At 44.6% G+C, this 17,098-nt stretch carries 18 protein-coding genes and 3 tRNA genes; 11 read left to right on the forward strand and 10 right to left on the reverse strand.

Features of this window, described 5'->3' with window-relative positions:
• Positions 1-51: 51 nt before the first annotated feature.
• From FHW36_RS03900 to pth2, 3 genes are all read left to right on the forward strand, one after another.
• On the forward strand, positions 52-399 hold the full coding sequence (locus FHW36_RS03900; protein WP_145662513.1) for a hypothetical protein: 348 nt from the start codon (positions 52-54) through the stop codon (positions 397-399).
• Between the two features lie 86 nt (positions 400-485).
• Positions 486-617, forward strand: coding sequence for a hypothetical protein (locus FHW36_RS30915; RefSeq protein WP_262713371.1), 132 nt, complete (start codon positions 486-488; stop codon positions 615-617).
• 32 nt (positions 618-649) lie between these two features.
• On the forward strand, positions 650-1,045 hold the full coding sequence (pth2, locus tag FHW36_RS03905) for an aminoacyl-tRNA hydrolase (RefSeq protein WP_145662516.1): 396 nt from the start codon (positions 650-652) through the stop codon (positions 1,043-1,045).
• Here pth2 and FHW36_RS03910 read toward each other — a convergent pair.
• The 5 genes from FHW36_RS03910 to FHW36_RS03930 all read right to left on the reverse strand — a co-directional run bounded on the left by FHW36_RS03910 (position 1,042) and on the right by FHW36_RS03930 (position 3,181).
• A complete protein-coding gene (locus FHW36_RS03910) occupies positions 1,042-1,251 on the reverse strand; it encodes a YwbE family protein (protein ID WP_145662520.1) in 210 nt (69 codons plus the stop codon). The two genes, pth2 and FHW36_RS03910, sit on opposite strands and share 4 nt — an antisense overlap.
• A 75-nt stretch (positions 1,252-1,326) precedes the next feature.
• The gene (locus FHW36_RS03915; RefSeq protein ID WP_145662523.1) at positions 1,327-2,421 is read right to left on the reverse strand and encodes a slipin family protein; all 1,095 of its coding nucleotides are present in this window, start codon (positions 2,419-2,421) and stop codon (positions 1,327-1,329) included.
• 512 nt (positions 2,422-2,933) lie between these two features.
• Positions 2,934-3,021 (reverse strand) — tRNA-Tyr (locus FHW36_RS03920).
• Positions 3,022-3,027: 6 nt separating this feature from the next.
• Positions 3,028-3,099 (reverse strand) — tRNA-His (locus tag FHW36_RS03925).
• A gap of 9 nt (positions 3,100-3,108) precedes the next feature.
• Positions 3,109-3,181: transfer RNA gene (locus FHW36_RS03930), tRNA-Ile, on the reverse strand.
• A gap of 974 nt (positions 3,182-4,155) precedes the next feature.
• On the opposite strand from FHW36_RS03930, the gene FHW36_RS03935 reads away from it, so the two are divergent.
• From FHW36_RS03935 to FHW36_RS03945, 3 genes are all read left to right on the forward strand, one after another.
• Positions 4,156-4,533 (forward strand): response regulator, encoded by a 378-nt coding sequence (locus FHW36_RS03935; RefSeq protein ID WP_145662526.1) that lies wholly within the window; start codon positions 4,156-4,158, stop codon positions 4,531-4,533.
• Positions 4,534-4,716: 183 nt separating this feature from the next.
• Positions 4,717-5,433 (forward strand): response regulator transcription factor, encoded by a 717-nt coding sequence (locus FHW36_RS03940; protein WP_145662528.1) that lies wholly within the window; start codon positions 4,717-4,719, stop codon positions 5,431-5,433.
• Positions 5,434-5,537: 104 nt separating this feature from the next.
• Positions 5,538-5,813, forward strand: coding sequence for a hypothetical protein (locus FHW36_RS03945; RefSeq protein WP_145662530.1), 276 nt, complete (start codon positions 5,538-5,540; stop codon positions 5,811-5,813).
• Between the two features lie 47 nt (positions 5,814-5,860).
• On the opposite strand, the gene FHW36_RS03950 is transcribed toward FHW36_RS03945, so the two are convergent.
• Positions 5,861-6,148: a hypothetical protein gene (locus tag FHW36_RS03950; RefSeq protein WP_145662533.1), complete on the reverse strand. Its 288-nt coding sequence runs from the start codon at positions 6,146-6,148 to the stop codon at positions 5,861-5,863.
• A gap of 233 nt (positions 6,149-6,381) precedes the next feature.
• Between FHW36_RS03950 and FHW36_RS03955 the strand changes: the two genes are divergently transcribed.
• The gene (locus FHW36_RS03955) at positions 6,382-7,107 is read left to right on the forward strand and encodes a hypothetical protein (RefSeq protein ID WP_145662536.1); all 726 of its coding nucleotides are present in this window, start codon (positions 6,382-6,384) and stop codon (positions 7,105-7,107) included.
• On the opposite strand, the gene FHW36_RS03960 is transcribed toward FHW36_RS03955, so the two are convergent.
• Positions 7,093-7,842: an HNH endonuclease gene (locus FHW36_RS03960; protein WP_145662538.1), complete on the reverse strand. Its 750-nt coding sequence runs from the start codon at positions 7,840-7,842 to the stop codon at positions 7,093-7,095. The two genes, FHW36_RS03955 and FHW36_RS03960, sit on opposite strands and share 15 nt — an antisense overlap.
• A gap of 181 nt (positions 7,843-8,023) precedes the next feature.
• Between FHW36_RS03960 and FHW36_RS03965 the strand changes: the two genes are divergently transcribed.
• Together FHW36_RS03965 and FHW36_RS03970 are read left to right on the forward strand one after the other, a co-directional pair.
• The gene (locus FHW36_RS03965; protein ID WP_145662541.1) at positions 8,024-8,509 is read left to right on the forward strand and encodes a sigma-70 family RNA polymerase sigma factor; all 486 of its coding nucleotides are present in this window, start codon (positions 8,024-8,026) and stop codon (positions 8,507-8,509) included.
• Positions 8,510-8,518: 9 nt separating this feature from the next.
• Entirely contained in the window at positions 8,519-8,833 is a 315-nt protein-coding gene (locus FHW36_RS03970) for a hypothetical protein (protein ID WP_145662543.1), read from the forward strand.
• Positions 8,834-8,928: 95 nt separating this feature from the next.
• On the opposite strand, the gene FHW36_RS03975 is transcribed toward FHW36_RS03970, so the two are convergent.
• Complete coding sequence (locus FHW36_RS03975; RefSeq protein WP_246121061.1) at positions 8,929-10,776, reverse strand: ABC transporter ATP-binding protein; 1,848 nt, start codon at positions 10,774-10,776, stop codon at positions 8,929-8,931.
• 343 nt (positions 10,777-11,119) lie between these two features.
• Between FHW36_RS03975 and FHW36_RS03980 the strand changes: the two genes are divergently transcribed.
• Both FHW36_RS03980 and FHW36_RS03985 read left to right on the forward strand, forming a co-directional pair.
• Complete coding sequence (locus FHW36_RS03980) at positions 11,120-12,355, forward strand: glycosyltransferase family 87 protein (RefSeq protein WP_186452295.1); 1,236 nt, start codon at positions 11,120-11,122, stop codon at positions 12,353-12,355.
• A gap of 64 nt (positions 12,356-12,419) precedes the next feature.
• The gene (locus FHW36_RS03985) at positions 12,420-14,696 is read left to right on the forward strand and encodes a GH92 family glycosyl hydrolase (RefSeq protein ID WP_145662549.1); all 2,277 of its coding nucleotides are present in this window, start codon (positions 12,420-12,422) and stop codon (positions 14,694-14,696) included.
• 62 nt (positions 14,697-14,758) lie between these two features.
• On the opposite strand, the gene FHW36_RS03990 is transcribed toward FHW36_RS03985, so the two are convergent.
• Positions 14,759-15,844, reverse strand: a complete 1,086-nt coding sequence (locus FHW36_RS03990; protein ID WP_145662552.1) for a family 10 glycosylhydrolase — start codon at positions 15,842-15,844, stop codon at positions 14,759-14,761.
• Between the two features lie 5 nt (positions 15,845-15,849).
• Entirely contained in the window at positions 15,850-16,971 is a 1,122-nt protein-coding gene (locus tag FHW36_RS03995) for a sugar-binding protein (protein ID WP_246121062.1), read from the reverse strand.
• Positions 16,972-17,098 lie beyond the last annotated feature (127 nt).

The raw sequence follows: 17,098 nt of genomic DNA on the forward strand, positions 1-17,098 counted from the left end.
ATCAGAAAGGGCTGTATATTGCAAAAATACGTAACCTATACACTGTATACAATGTCCCAAAAAATGAAGGCGCTCTGCGCATTACTATTGTTTTCCTGTTTGCGTGTAGCCGCCCAGGAAGAAGGTTGGAGAAAACCGAGTCAACTAAAAGCAAATCTTTCCCTGTTAGGCGTGGGCGCCAATTATGAATTACGATTGTTGAAATATACTACGCTCAACCTGGAAGCAGGTGTTGAAATGGGCCTGGCATATTCCAGCAATAGTTATAGTTACTTTGAAGATGATCATTGGGCTTATGCGGGCGTACCCGTTTTTTCAGGAGAAGTAAGGCAGTATTATGGCATTGCCCGCCGGATGGCCAAAGGGAAAAAAGTAAATAACAATGCGGGCGCTTTGTAAGCATTACTGCGGGAACGGTAACGGCGCCCCTTTTTTCGAAGAACTTTGCCACAGGGACTTACGGTTTTGTAACACCTGCCTGGGGTATGCAGCGCAGCTGGGGAAAAGATATCAATTTCGAAGGCCGCTTTGGCTGGATGTTTACGCCACGCAACTACTACAACGACGCCGCAAAATACCTGAGCATACGATTAAGCGTGGGGTATGTGATATGGTAATGTCGTACATTCGCTGCTTAAAATCGTGAGGTATGTCGTCCAGGATAGTTAAGCAGGTAATTGTGATGCGCAAGGATTTAAACATGCGCAAGGGGAAGATGATTGCCCAGGGGGCACATGCATCTATAGCCTTCCTTACCCGGCATGCTACCATAGAAGGTTATACGTTACAAACGAGCCTGCGAAACCCGGAAGAGGTGTCGGAATGGATGACGAAAGGGTTTACTAAAATTTGTTTGTCGGTAGATTCGGAAGAAGAACTGGAGCGGGTGTATCAACAAGCGGTGGAGGATGGATTGAACGCCACTTTGATAACAGATTCGGGGTTAACGGAATTCGGCGGCGTGCCTACGAAAACCTGTTGTGCTATTGGTCCTAACCTCAATGAGGCGATAGACCGTATCACCAAAGGCCTGAAGCTGCTTTAGTCTTCGTCGCCCACTACATCTGTTTCTACTACCCGGCCTATTTGGCCATCTTCCAACCGTACTTTAATACCGCGGGAGTGATAGGCGGCTGAGGTGAGTAAATCTTTTACAATGCCATAGGTTTTTTTACCGCTGCGTTGGTCTTTTTTCAGGATGATGGCTACTTCCAGTCCTGGATAAATGTCTTTTCTATATTGTCCGTCCATAGGGCAAAGTTAGTTTTTTACCCAGAAAGCAAAAAGATAACAAGCGGGCGCATCAAATTTGATGCACCCGTTGTTTTATTTAGGGATAAATATTTGCCTCAATTGATCTATCAGCACGCCGTTTCCGCTCAGGCTGATGCTGTTGATTTTTTCAGCGATCTTCTCCACATACTCCATCTCCTTCAGCTTAAACAGCATGGGATTGTCTTCCATTAGCTTGGCGGTATTCAGCAAGCTCCTGGTGCTGGCAGTTTCTTCCCGGCGCATGATGATATTGGCCTGTGCCTTCTTTTCGGCTACCAGTACCTGGTTCATGATTTCCTTCACATCGCCTGGCAGGATGATGTCGCGGATACCAAAGGTATGCAGGGTGATACCCAGGTTTTCGGCTTTGTCGCTCACTGCCTTCATGATGAAAGGTGCCAGGGCATCTTTCTTTTCCAGCAATTCATCGAAGTGCAAAGTGGCGATGTATTCTCTCAGCGCGAGCTGGAACAATACATACAGCTGTCTTTCATATTCTTTGTTTTGCAGGATGGCCTTGTTGATATCTGCTACCTGGTATTGTGCCCACGCGTTGATACGCAGGGCAGCCTTGTCTTTGGTCAAGATTTCCTGGCCGTTGATTTCCAGCTGTAGCTGCCGCATATCAATCTTGCTGATGGCGATAGAGATATTATTTCTCCACCAGGAGTAGATGCCGGGATACAAGGTAGTGGCGTATTTGCCATCTACCAGCATCACTGCCTGTTCGTAATTTTCTACGTTGAACGTTCTTACGAAAGGTGCTACCAGCCGGTGACTCAAAGTAGACCGGTCTATATTTTCGGTGATGGTGATCTTGGAGATATCGGCCCTGACGAACTTATAGTCGATCATGTTTTTCCAGAAAGTATATCTTCCGGCAGTCAATACCTGCTTCAGTAAACCGTTTTCATAATGCAACACAATTTCAGTTTCGCTTACTTCCACTACGTGCAAAGCTGCGCGTACGTCGCTGTCTTGCAATAATATGTTTAATTCAATGGGGGCCACGAAAGGTTTGTTGATATCATAAATCTGCGCATCCTCGTTGATCAGCCAGTGACGGCCTTCCATCAGCATTCGCTGGTATACGCCGTTCTTGAATATCAATCCTCTTTCGTAGGCATTGATGGTAACTCTTTTCATTTTTTTGTTTTTTGGGGTTCATAAAAAAAGCCAGGGGTGTTGTCCAATGGGTGCGCACGGAGGCAGTGGTTCAACAGCTATCTCTGCATCAGTTGGGGCGGAAGTGCCAAGTGATGGGAGATCACAGCCGAAGCGATTGCCTGCTGGTGTTTATTCATTTGCCGTTATCATCCTTTTGATGAAGTGGCAGGGCTACAGCCCTGGCTTTTGTTGGTTGTTGTTGCTTTTTTCAGAAGCATTAAAGGATTTCAAGTCCTTGTTTGTTGTTTTTTCTCTTTACAGGAGAATTCTATTGCTCTTCCTACTGAGCTACCGCCTGCACAGGCGGACAGGAATCGAACCTGCGACCCATAGATGATGGCGAGCATAGTGCCTGCGAAGCAACAGCATACAGCGCGTTACTACGGCTGCACTGCGGGGCTATCTGAAACCCTCGCCTGGTTTGCTTGGTGAAGGCATCGATACTCGTCTTCCCGCGAGGGAAGTTCTTTAGTAAATGCGGTGCATTTGCCTGGTGTGAGTAGCAGGATTCGAACCTGCTAAGCCGTTAAGGCGATGGTTTTACAGACCATTGCGACACTCCCACGCCGCCGTACTCACAGTTGAGGGTGCTGGCGGGGATCGAACCCTGTTCTTCCGGTTCACAGCCGGATATTCTGCCATTGAACTACAAGCACCATAAAGAGGTTGACCAGGCCGGATTTGAACCGGCAACCTGCTGCGTATAAGGCAGTTGCTCTCACCATTGAGCTACTGGTCAGTGTGTAGCCTACGCACACTTTGGGGTCCTCACTATACGAGGTATTAATGGATGAAGGCCGGTTTTTACGTTGGTTAAATTGGCCTATAACCTTTTGCTATAGGGATTTTACCAATTTTGGAAGCAATAAAAAAAGCCGGTCGTGATGAACGACCGGCTTTCGTTTAGCATAACCATTGGTTATGTTCGTTGACAAATCGGTCGTTGAAAATAATATGTATGCATGCCCCCTATCGGTAACCGTTGTTTACCGCTATGGTGACTAAATGATATGTATTGAATGCGTATTTGCATGTTTCAAATCTATTTTAAGCACAAATAAAAAGCCCCGCAATCTCTTGCGGGGCCTGTGTTATATCGAATTCGTTTTATCAACTATTCAGTAGCATAACATGCCCCGCCATTAGCATAACCCCCTTTGTGGCTAAACCAACTTTTTGTTTGTATGTGTATAATTGAGCGGTACATGTTTATGATTTTTTTAACAGTGCAAAGATGAATATATTTTTTTAATATCTCCAAAATTTTTTTAAAATATTTTTTTGACTTGATAAAAGCGTATAACTGTTAGAGTAGTACGATGGGCTCAGTTTGGGGTATGTAGGCACTCAGGAATTAGTGTTTCATGTATCGATATGAAACTGCGTATTAACATAACTGTATATTTTTTGTGAAATACACATAATTAGCAAATATGTAACGTTTACGGATATACGTTAACTAGTAATTAACATAATTATATATTATTTGCTAAATCTTACCAATACTGAAGTTGTAATGATGTTTTATTTATGTTTGTGTTTTGTAATCATTTTGAATTTTTAAAAGTCAATATGATCTTATCGCAAAAGGTATCCATTGTCATTCATATTGAAATGGGTGTTTTACTGTGGCGTTATTGAAAGACCATTGAATAATTGTCGGCGATATTATCTTTTATATCATTACCTACTGTTAATCAAAATCAAATACTAATGAAAATTAAAGTACTCCATGCGGAGGATGATCTTGTTTTTTCCAGGATTGTTAGGCGGATTTTGCCACCAAGCGATTTTGAGGTCTACCATGCATGTGATGGAGAACAAGCATGGGAACTTTTCACTAAAATGAATTTTCACTACTGTCTGCTGGATATTATGATGCCCCGATTAGGCGGAATTGATTTAGGCGAACGGATACGAAATACTGATAAGGAAGTGCCTATTTGTTATTTGTCAGCAGAAGAATTGGTATTAGTGGAGCAAGAGGTATTTGGACGGGGCGGTGGTACTGCTTTTTTTAATAAAACTTTTAACATTAATAAGCTATCTCTTTTTTTAAAGCAATATTTTATAACGAATCCTATAAGATAAACGCATGCTGGTTCCGGTCGTTTCGACAGATTACAATATAGCCAATCAGGGCTTGGTTGTATCCAATATGAAAAAGAAGCCACCTCCTATTAGTAGTAATGGCAAAATATTTCAAATTCAGCTCCTACAGCGAAACGTCGATTTTTTAGACAACTTATATTTTAATTTTTATAATTATATATTATGAATATTACTACACCAAAGCATAAATTGACTATTCTATGGGTGGAAGATGATGTCATCTTCTCTGACGGCTTTAAACCATTTTTGGAGGCTACGGGAAAATATGAAGTTATTCTTGTAACGAGTGGACGGGAGGCATGGGAAGTGTTTAAAGAAAATTGTATTGATATTTGCTTGCTTGATGTGCACATACCCGGATTAAATGGCCTGGAGCTTGGAAGAAAAATCCGCGCTAAGAACCCGATTATTCCAATTATGTATATATCAGCTGATAGAAATAAGGATACAGAGCTGAAAGGATATGAGGGAGGGGCGGATGATTATTGCCAGAAACCGATTGCAATGGATGTGTTTCTTTACAGAATGGAAGTGCTTGTAAGAAGGGCTAAATCTCAGATAGATCTCTGTAAGGAAATTGATTTGGATGGGTATAAATATACTACGAAAGATGCGTCTATTAAATGTAATGGAAAGGTGTTTAGGATGGGAGCGAATGAAATAACGGCGCTAACGCTCTTTATAAAAAATTTAAATGAGACCGTTTCAATTGAGGAGTTGAAAGAAGTTGTTTTCGGATTTGAAAAAGAAGGTTCCTTAACGGCTACCATAAAAAAGTTGAGAGATCATTTTAAGGGAAGTGAAACTGTTAAATTACACACCATTCGTGGAATTGGATACTTGTTGGAAGTTCCTAGAAAACTTGTTCGATATAAATAGATATCTAGTTTGCGATCCTATCAAATATTTATTTATATTTGATACTGTTAGTGAACCCAAATAATTGTGTTAACCATATTTTTTACCCAGAAAATTTATTAAATATGAAACTCCATAGAACATTGCACCACCCGGACGGTGCGCGTTCATTTGCCGAATATGAAATAAGAGAAAATAACGTGTATACTACTGTTCATCACGACAATGGCTCCAGTGCTCTGCCGTGGTTCGAAATACGGGATAATAAGCTATATCCTACCACGCATCATCCGCAAGGGCGGAGCTCATTCCCCTGGTACGAAATCAGCGACAGTGCGGTGCTCACTTCCGTTCATCACCCGAAAGGGAAGGATGGAATGCCCTGGTTTAAAATCGTATAAGCTGAAAAGGGTTTACTGACGGAGCCTGGCCTGCTGAGCCGGGCTTTTTATTTAAATGCCAGGATCACTATCAACAGGTAAACTGTCAGGTGTGCAACCCGGTAAATACGGGTATCCGTTTTATCATCCAGCGCTTCATCTGCTTTCCCTGGCCACCCTACCCCAATGATAAACGCCAGGAACTGCGTTGGTAACACCGCTATCAACGGAATGAGCCAGATGACCACCGAGCCCAGCGCTACGCTCACATAGCCCGTATGCAGGTGGATATATAGCAATAAGGTGAGAAAGTAGATGACGTAAATAACCAAGAGTTCGGTAAGTCGTTTTTTCATAGGAACCATAAGATAGGGAAATTTTTTATTCCCGGAAAAGGGATAAAATAAGCATTGACTTTTTTTATAAATATCTTTTTATGGTTTGTTTTTATGCATTATGTGAGAGTTATTATATTTAGATTGTTGATAAGTATGCTTTAAAGCGGTTTTATGAGTGATAAAATATTTAATAGTCTAAAAGTAGTATTAGCTGAGCAGTGCAGGCTGTTAACCCCTATAAACATTTGCACATGCAGCACCAGCAAGAAGTAAGCCTATTGCGCCTGCAAATCCCCATAGGCCTACGCCATGCCCTCCAATTACTCAATAGTACCAACGGCAATATCGACCAGGCCATCCACCAATTCAAGGCCGAAATGATAGCTATTGTTGTGGAAAAAGCGGCTATAGCGGCCGAAATGGCTGCAGAGCATTTAATCAAATGCAATTATGATATCGCTAAAGCCTTGGCTAGTATTGAAGAAGAAAGGTATACCTTACCTGAACGGATCTTACGTAGTAAAAAGAACGATAAAGAAGGGGCGTTAGCGCTACTGGCCGATAACCTGGAAAAGGAACAACAACTTCCCCGTAATTACTGGTTGTTATTAGACCAGCTGCCGGCCCTCACCCCTGTGCAATATACATTGGCAGTAGTAAAAGAATGGTGGGAATACCTGGACTATGAAGGGTTTGATCATGCTATCTATTTCCACCTGGGTATAGTAGCATCTCAGCTAGAAACCGCGTTGCAATTGCCAGAAATAGCCCACTGTCTGCGGGCTGCCAGGATACGTAGTGATGAACTTATCGCGCACTATAAGAAAAAACCTGTGAAGGAGGTGTCAATTCATGTGGTGAATGTGATCAACGCGGATCGCTGGTTCCTTGAGCAGGAAGCAGCTTTTGAAGCGCATCGAGGGCTGATTGTAGATAGGTTGTATGAGTTGGTGGCGGCTAATTTAGCGAGCCTGTAATTTCAGAGAAGCTTGGATCATTACCCGCAGGCTTTCAATCGATATATCATCGATTTTTTTATGCAGCATACGGTGACAATTAGAACATACCAACGCCAAGTCTGCTAAGGTAGTCTGCCGTGACACTTTTATATCAGCCAATGGCGTGATGTGATGGCATTCTATAAAACCCTTGCCTACTTCCCCATAACAATCGTGAAAGTCAAAGCCACATACTTCACAAGATAACTTTCCATTTTTCTTTAGTACCGCGGCTTTTTTATCTTTCACAATAGATGGAACTCTTTCCCTCACTTTATGTAGTTTATATAAAATAGCCCCTTCTTCTACAGCATCGGTTAGGGTTTGTTCATCTTCTTCTATTTGTAGTATTTCTTCTTTGAGAGTTTGATTTTTAGCGATAGCAGTGATTTCCTTGGCTATTTTAGCCAGCAAATCTTTTTTATGCTGAAATTCCAAGAAGATTGCCTTATCCAGCTTGGAGCCGCGCGTCATGCCCGTACCGGTATATTGGTCATCGAAAGGCAAGAAGTTACTCAACTTAAGTGCTACGCCATTCACGTTCCGGAATCGCTCTTGGTCAGGACGATTGGTAACTAAAGGGAGTTCATTCAACAATTGGCTTAATGCGATGATCTTCGGATTTTTAGTATCAATGGTGCCTCTATCTGGGGAAAAGTAAAGATGTAGTGCAAGTATGATTTCATCCCTATGCCATTTTGGATTGCGGCTCATATTACTGCGACGTTTTATGGGTATAGATGGTATGGAAGCTAACGAATAAGGTGATCAGGTTTTCGATCTCCAATCATTTTCATATCGTGAATATCAAAATGATAAACAAATATAAAAAATAGCTGTCACTCTTCCCCCTCACCATTGCAAATCCCCCCTATTCTCCCTAAATTTACCCTACATGTACACCAAAGAACAATCTCCTGCATTCCACCAGCTGAAGTCATTATTTGACCTGCTATACCTGCGTCTATGCCGATTTGCCGACCTGCTTATCTCCGATTCCGCTATCGCAGAAGATATTGTACAGGAAGTATTTATTCAGTACGCACGCCAAAAACAAACGATTACCGACTACCCGGCTATTAAAACTTTATTGTATACAATGGTGAAAAGTGCCTGTCGGCAACAGGGGCAACACACGGAAACAGCCATGCTGCAAGCAGAAGTATGGGGAGAGATCTATGGCGCCATTGCTGCATTGCCGGAAAACTGTCAGCAGGTATTCCGTCTGGGTTTTATTGAAGGGGAACAAAATAATACCATTGCCAGCAGGTTGAATATCTCTATGGACGCGGTGATACTGCAGAAGTCGAGGGCACTGGAACTACTGCGGTTGAAATTAACGTCTGAAACTTTCCTGGCATTATATCTTGTTTGTTTATAAAAGTGAACCATGGAGCAAGTGTATCATACATCGAGGCTAATTGTTAAGTATTGGAAGAACGCTTTGTCGCACGAGGAGCGCAAAGACCTGCATCAATGGATGGCGGCCAGTGAGGACAACCGGACATTGTTTGAAGAATTAAGCCAGGAGCCCATATTGAAAAAAGAGATGGGGAAAATGGGACAATATCACCCGCAACAAGCCTGGCAGCGTATTTCGGGCGAGTTGCTGGTAAAACGACAAGTGCCCTGGGTGAAGATGATATTAGGCATTGTGCTGTTGTTATTGGCCATCGCATTAAAATGGTGGTATACCCACCGTTAGGGGAATAATAGCCGGCAAACGCCCTGTTTTACAGAAAGAGCATCCTTTTCTTTCCGCCATAGTATTTTATGAGCGTTTCCCCACCAGGAAACGCTTTATTTATAGCCGGCTGCCTGGAGTTCAAACAGCTCGGCATATCTACCCTTCTTATCCAGTAGCTCCTGGTGACTCCCGATTTCTACCAGGCTTCCTCTTTCCAATACCAGTATACGGTTGGCCATGCGTACGGTAGAAAAACGATGAGATATTAATACTGCGGTTTTATCGCGGGTCAACTCTGCAAAATGCAGGAATACATTGTATTCTGCCCGGGCATCCAGGGCAGAGGTGGGCTCATCGAGTATAAGCAGCTGGGCATCTTTCATGTAAGCCCGCGCTAACGCTATCTTCTGCCATTCGCCCCCGGAAAGTTCTACTCCCTGGCTGAAGCGGCGACCGAGCATCTGGTCAAAGCCATGGGGCATTTTTTCTATCAACGGATAAGCAAGGCTCTGCCTGGCTGCCTCTTCAATCATAGGCTGGTTGTGACTTTCCGTGATCTTGCCTACGGCAATATTTTGAGAAACGGTCATCTGGTAACGTTGATAGTCCTGGAAAATAACGCCTACCTGTGTCCGTAATTCATTGATGTCGTATTCTCTTAGGTCTACTCCATCCAGTAAGATCCGGCCTTCTACCGGATCGTATAAACGCGAAAGCAGTTTTACGAGCGTAGTCTTGCCGGCGCCGTTTTCCCCTACCAGCGCCAGTTTTTCTCCAGCATGCAGGGTAAAGCTGAGGTGACGGATTGCCCACTTATCGGAATTTACATATTTAAACCCTACATCTTCAAAAGTAAAACCTGTTTGTATAGGCCTGGGAAATGGCCTGGGACGCGCTACTGCTACCATTTTCGGCTGAATCTCAAAATATTCAAACAGGTCGCGTAAATACAACGCGCCCTGGGTTACGCTGGAAAACCGGATCAGTATACCTTGGAAAGTGGTGCGCAGTTGCCGGAAAGAGCCTGCCAGGAAAGCCAGGTCGCCAATGCTGAGGCGTCCGCGGATGGTTTGCAGGATGATGATCACATAGGCGGCGTAGTATCCGGCCGCGCCCACAAAGGCAAATACGGTACCCCAGATGGAGTCCCTCACCTGCAGCGTTTTTTTATCAGTGTAAAATTTATCGGAAATTGCCCGGAAGCGGTCAATGAGGAAATTGGAGAGGTCAAACACCTTTACTTCTTTGGCTGTTTCATCGCTCGCACCCAGGTAACGGATGTAGTCCAGCTCCCGCCGGTCGGAAGTTTGTCCCCAGGCCAGCTTGTAATACAGGTCGTTGAAATGCGACTCATTCAAAAACGCCGGCACTACCGCCAATAACAGCAGCAGGATCAGCCATGGGTTGAATATCATCAGGCCGGCGGCCAGGAAGGCAACGGTAATCACATCCTGTACCTGGCTCAATACCTGCGCCAGCAGCACTGTTCTGCCACTGGTTTGCTGCCGCGCACGCTCGAGTTTATCGTAAAATTCTGCGTCTTCAAATTGGTCCAGATCCAACCTGGCGGCATGTTCCATGATTTTTATAGAGGTGTGGTTGGCGAAAAGATCACCTAACAGTCCATCCAGTAAGGATATAGCCCGGCTCAGCGCATCAGACACAATGGCCAGCGCAAATTCAATGGCTACCAGCTCCCACAGCCAGGTGGCGGAATGACTGGCATCTTTGCTCAACAGCACTACCTGGTCTATAATCAGTTTGCCTACATATAACAAGGATAAAGGCATGGCCGACTGTGCTACCCGCAACAGGGTATTGGCGATGGTTAACCCCGGACTGGTTTGCCACACCATCCGGAAAAAAGCTGGCAAATTCCGCAGCGCGGCCAATCGTTCTTTAAAAGTTAATTCCTCGTCCTTACCCGGACGCTTTCTTCTTGCATTCATCTGTGCGCTCATACCCTTAATTTACGAAACTCTGGTGGGAAACCGCGACCTTAGGTCTGTAACAAAAAAAATGTAAATTTGGGTTCATGTGAAAAATTCGAGTGCTATGTTATTAATAATATCTACCGTACTGATTGTATCCTGCCTGGTCGTCGCAGGCGCTGTTTATGCTATTAACCTGCAGTCCAGACAATGGGCCGAATCAGAAAAGTAATGTGCGCTTGCCATCAGGCATGTTTTTTCTGGAATGAACAGGTGTTTCACACCTACTGCCACATAAATATACCTCAGCATAGGGGGACTCCCTCCCGGCACGCGTTATACAGGCATATTGTAGCTTTAAATGATCACTGATATGCGTGAAAATGATATGCGTGAAAAAAGAAATGTACTGACTTATCTGGCAGAGAAAGAATGGCTAATCCTGGGACTCTGGTTTGGGCTGGCCTTTCTGGGCGCTGCCGTGGAAATTTCCAGGCATAATATTAATAACTACCTTATATTTAAACAGGTCTTCTTCCATGTGTTGCATCAGCAACCCTTATACGCTGCCTACCCGGCAGAATATTTTGACGTTAACCATTATGGCCCCGTATTCAGCTTCCTGATTGCTCCCTTTGCCGGGCTCGACGACCGCCTGGGGGCGTTGTTGTGGGCATTAACCGGCGCTGCCGTACTGTTTTATGCCATCAGGCAACTACCTCTCAGCCGCATTCAACAAAATATTATCCTGCTATTGTGTGCCCAGGAAATGATGGGGGCCAGCGGCTGGTTTCAGCTCAACCAGTTTATCGGTGCTTTTATCATCCTCACGTTTACCAATACCCTGAAAGGACGGGAAATGTGGGCTACTTTTTTAATCGCATTAGGTACGTTTACCAAACTATATGGCATCGTGGGACTCGCATTCTTCTTCTTCAGCCCCAATCCCAGGCGCTTTATTACCGGCTTTTTCCTGTGGAGCGCCGTATTGTTCGCATTACCAATGGTTATTTCGTCGCCCCAATATATTATGCAGGCTTACCAGGATTGGTATGTAGAGTTGGTGCATAAGAATGAGCAGAACGTAAATACAGCAGCTACCCTCTACCAGGATATTTCTGCCGGAGGCTTCATTAAACGGGTATTTCATATTCCTTCGTTGAATGGTGCCATTATACTGGTTCCCGCCATTGTACTTTTCTTATTACAATATACCCAGCTCAAATACCGCTACAACTCGCGTTACCGCTTATACATATTATGCTCCACCCTTATGTTCCCGGTATTATTCAGCAGCGGTTCAGAGGCTTGCACCTATATCATTGCCTTACCTGCAGTATGTATCTGGTACGTGTTACAACCTGCTACCCGGGCAAATAACATTTTCCTCTTTTTCTCCATTTTATTGGTCAGCTTCTCGCATTCCGACCTGGTAACACCTTGGGTAAGAAAAAATATAGCCACCCCTTATGCCATCAAAGCCTTGCCTTGCCTGGTTTTATGGCTGATGATTGTATACCAGGTACTTACCCGTAAATTTTTAGTGAGAAAGGAACCAGCGCCGGTTCCTGCGCCTGCCAGGGAATTACAGCCCGTAAGCCACCCGTAAAAAATTAACAAAAATCCTTTAACATTCTGCCGTAAATTGCCGGGATTATTAAAGGTTTTTGATTATGAAATCGGGATTCAAGATAGGTAGCGCTTTGGTGCTATCTGCTGCATTGCTTCACGGCGTACAAGCAGAGGCGCAGAAGAAAGAAACATTTGTAGAAAGCAAATCCGTTGCTTCAGTAGATCCTTATATCGGCTCTGGTGAGCATGGACACGTATTTGTAGGCGCCAGCGTACCTTATGGCGCCATATCCGTAGGACCTACCAATATCGTGAAAGGATGGGATTGGTGCTCCGGCTATCATTATTCCGACAGTGTGTTGATTGGCTTCTCCCAGCAACACCTGAGCGGAACAGGTATCGGCGATCTGGGCGATGTACTGGTAATGCCCTATACCGGCAAAGTGAGAACCAACAGGGGCACACAGGAAGATCCTACTTCCGGCTACGGTTCCCATTATTCCCATAGCCGCGAAAAAGCCCGTCCCGGCTACTATTCTGTTCAACTGGACGATTACAACATCCTGGCGGAATTAACAGCATCAGAAAGAGTATCGTTTAATCGCTTTACTTTCCCGAAAAATCAACCCGCTAATATCATCATCGACCTGAAAGAAGGTATTGGCTGGGATGCTCCCGTAGAAACATTTATCAAACAAGTAGATGAATATACGCTCGAAGGATACCGCTATTCCAAAGGCTGGGCGGAAGACCAGCGTCTTTGGTTTGCGATTAAATCATCTGTGCCGGTAAAACAATTCCTTGTTTTTGATGGAGATACCAAACAAACTGGAAACTCCGTGAAATCAAAAGCGGCCAAGGGAGTCATCGTTTTTGATAAATCTCCCGGACAAGTAATGCTGAAAATAGGTATCTCCCCGGTAAGCAGCGAAAATGCACTCGCCAATATCAAAGCAGAAATACCAGGATGGGACTTTGCCAAAACAGTGAATACTGCCAACGTTAAATGGGATAAAGAACTGTCGAAAGTAAACATCGAAACTAAAGATCCATCTGCCCGCCGTGTATTTTACACCGCCCTTTATCATACCATGATTGATCCGGCTTTATTCAACGATCATGATGGTAGCTACCGCGGCACCGATAAAAAAGTATATCCTAATCCAGGATTCGATAACTATTCCGTTTTCTCCCTCTGGGATATCTACCGCTCCTGCGCGCCATTGAGCACCATTCTGCACCCTGAAAAGGTAAACAGCTTCGTCAACTCTATGCTCACCGTTTATAAGCAGCAGGGCAAACTGCCGGTGTGGCACCTGATGGGCAATGAAACTAATTGCATGGTTGGCTATCATGCGGTACCTCCTATCGTAGATGCTTACCTGAAAGGCTTTACAGGCTTCAATGCAGAAGAAGCTTTTACGGCAATGAAAGTTACCGCCAACCGCGATGACCTGGGGCTTAAATATGTAAAAGAACGCGGTTATATCCCGGCAGATAAGGAATATGAATCCGTTTCCAAAGCACTGGAATACGCCATCGATGATTGGTGCATCGCCGCTATGGCAAAGAAATTGGGTAAGACTGCCGACTATGAATATTTTAAAAAACGCGCAGGCTATTACAAAAATTATTTCGATAGCACCATCCGATTTGTACGCCCACGTATGAGCGATGGCAGCTTCAAAACACCTTACAATCCGTTTAATTCCATCCACGAAAAAGGCGACTTCACCGAAGGTAACGGCTGGCAATACACCTGGCTGGTACCCCAGGACGTAGAAGGTCTAATAGAACTGATGGGTGGCGATGATGCCTTTACCCGCAAGCTCGACAGCCTCTTTACCGCCAGGGGCGATATGGGCGCTGAAGCCTCCAGCGATATTTCCGGCCTCATAGGGATGTATGCACATGGTAATGAACCTAGTCACCACGTTACTTATATGTATGCTTTCGCAGGTAATCAATGGAAAACAGCCGAGAAAGTAAGACAGGTAATGAAAGACTTTTATTTCGATAAGCCGGAAGGTCTTGCCGGTAATGAAGACTGTGGCGCTATGTCGTCCTGGTATGTATTCTCTGCTCTGGGCTTCTACCCCGAAAATCCCGCCAGTGGTGTGTATGTACTGGGTAGCCCGCTGTTCGATAAAGCTACTTTGAAGGTAGGCGCCGGTAAAACATTTACCGTACAAACCATTGGTAACAGTCCGGAAAATATCTATATCCAGGGTGTTACGCTCAACGGAAAGCCTTACAGCAAAAGCTTTATCTCCCACCAGGATGTGGTGAAAGGTGGAACGATGGTGGTTAAAATGGGTAACAAACCTAACTACGAGTTTGGTAAGCCTGTTGCCGACAGACCTAGAAATATCTTATAAGATAACATAAAATAGAAAGGGCCCCGCATTACAATGCGGGGCCCCTTTTTATGTCAAAAAAGTTAAGCGTTTTCCCCCAGTATCCGTAACACTTCCGGTGTTACTTCTCCAAAAATGGAAACACCTGCCGCTCCATTTTGTATAGCTAGTCTTACTGCTTCTGCCAGATCGGTGTAATTGCTGTGAAAGTCGGGTAAATAAAGCCCTGCATACAATGGGAACGCCCCATGCAGCCCTTTCACGCCTTCTGCTACGGCATCCCCTATCCACGCTACATTTTCGCGGTAAAAGCCATGGTAAATCATGGGGCATACGGCGTTCAACGGCCAGTTGGTCCAGTCCTGACGTACAATACGTTTGGCAATTTCCGGCGTAGGAAATACCGCTGCCGAAATAGGCTTTTTATGTTGCCGCGCTACCTGTGCCAGGTTATTCACTACGTTAGTAATACGATCGTAACGAAACTTGCGCCAGGAAGGGCTTTGGTCAGGATGTTCTATCTCCAGCGGATCTATGCCCCGCTTTTCTTTATAAGCATTGCGGCATTGTTCGCAATAACAGAAATCATATTCCGGTAATTCTTTCGATTGATCAATACCATAATGGCTCCATAGGTTGACCGGCAATATCACATCGCAAAAACGCACATAGTCCAGGTGAATACCATCTACATAACTCAGGGAGAGGATTTTTTCTACTTGGTCTTTGAGGTAATTGATTACTTCCGGTTTACTCGGACATAACCACCGGTAGTAGTCTACATAGGGTGGATGATTGGCGCAGGACTCTCCTTTGCGGTTTTGTGCATACCATTCCGGGTGACTGGCCAGCAGATCTTTTTCGCCCCTGTTCATGGTCCACATCCAGTGGTGTGCCCTGATCCCATTGGCCTTTGCGGTTTTGAAATGCAATTCGCTATCCGCTTCAAACATAATATCGGTAATGCCTGCTTTTCTGTAAGTGGCATACCTGGCCTGCAATACAGCGGCAGTATCTTTATGATCGGGATTAATCCATACCCGGTGTTCAACGGCTGTTTTTTCCAGGCTGGGCGAAGCTGCTGCCGCGGCTGCACGCGCCGGCAACGACGGCTTTACCAGCGCTAGTCCGCCAATACCTAATGACTTAATAAAATGACGTTTATTCATATCCGTTATTTGCTGTTGTGATAAACTTTACCTTCCTGGTCAATGTAGACAGCGCCGGAAAAATCGGTACCGGTAATGTTGGCATTGAACTGGGAAGAGGTAGCCTCCAGGCGGAGTGTATATTGTTGTCCTTTACTGCCGCGCTGCTTTTCAGGTATTTGAAGCATAGCCAGGTTATTGGCATAACGTCCATGGGCTTGCCGGTATTGTTGTTGCGCCCAGTATACTTTCCAGAGGTATGGTTTAGCTTCCTCGGCTGCTGGCAGCTGAAAATCGGTATGTGCCTGCGTGGTGAATAGCAGGTAGCCCCATCTTTCCGGTGCATGCATATTGATCATATTTTGTGGCGACCATACCCAGTTGTTTTCTGGCTTCCTTTGTTTTACATAGGCGCCATTTTTTATATCAGTATCCCACTCCACCCTTGAAAAATTAATTCGCCATAGCGTATTGTCTGAAGGCCGTTGATTCCTGTCGAAGAAGCTGAGCGCACTATAAGGAATCGCCATCTCCACCGTCCATTCCTTATCTGTATCCGAAGGATTGTTGATGGTACCATTTACATGTACGGCGGTACGTATACCCTTGGTATCCCAGTTGAGCATGGCCAATCCTCCATTGCGGTAAGGCTTAACCATAAACAAGTCCATTACCGTATTGAGGGCGTTGATCTCTATTTCATAATACTGATGCGTATTGCCATCCGGATCAATAAATACTTCAAAATCATTATCCTGAAAAATGATAGTATCGTGGTTTAAAAGCGTGCCCCATACATGCGGTTCTTCTAAAGACGCGGCAATATATAAGTACTGGTTATCCCACAGCATTTTTACCCGGGTACGCAGTCGTGGCGCAGGTTTAGCATCACCTTCAATATCTTTAAAATCTTCTGACCATGGTGCTTTCTCCCAGGCACCTTCTGTAATATTGCCATCAATCTGTATGTTGCCGGAAGTTTGATAACATACGTAATGACGGGGTACGCCGGTAAATGGGCGAAAACCATTGGAAAAAGTTTGTGCGGAGCTGGCTGTTCCGGCCAGCAATAATCCTATCATACCTGCTGCCACCTTGCTGGTCAACGATCTACCTGTCTGCTTCCTGCAGCGAGTTTCATTTTTCATCTTAAACACACCGTTATAAACTACTAATGTACGATGTGGTGCTGGTTTTTTCATGGCTAGGGCAAAAAGCTAAAAGCATAAAGCAAAAAGCTATTGGAGCGGATAATATTAGCGAATGTTTAAATAC

It is taken from the genome of Chitinophaga polysaccharea, assembly GCF_007829335.1.
Classification (GTDB): domain Bacteria; phylum Bacteroidota; class Bacteroidia; order Chitinophagales; family Chitinophagaceae; genus Chitinophaga; species Chitinophaga polysaccharea_B.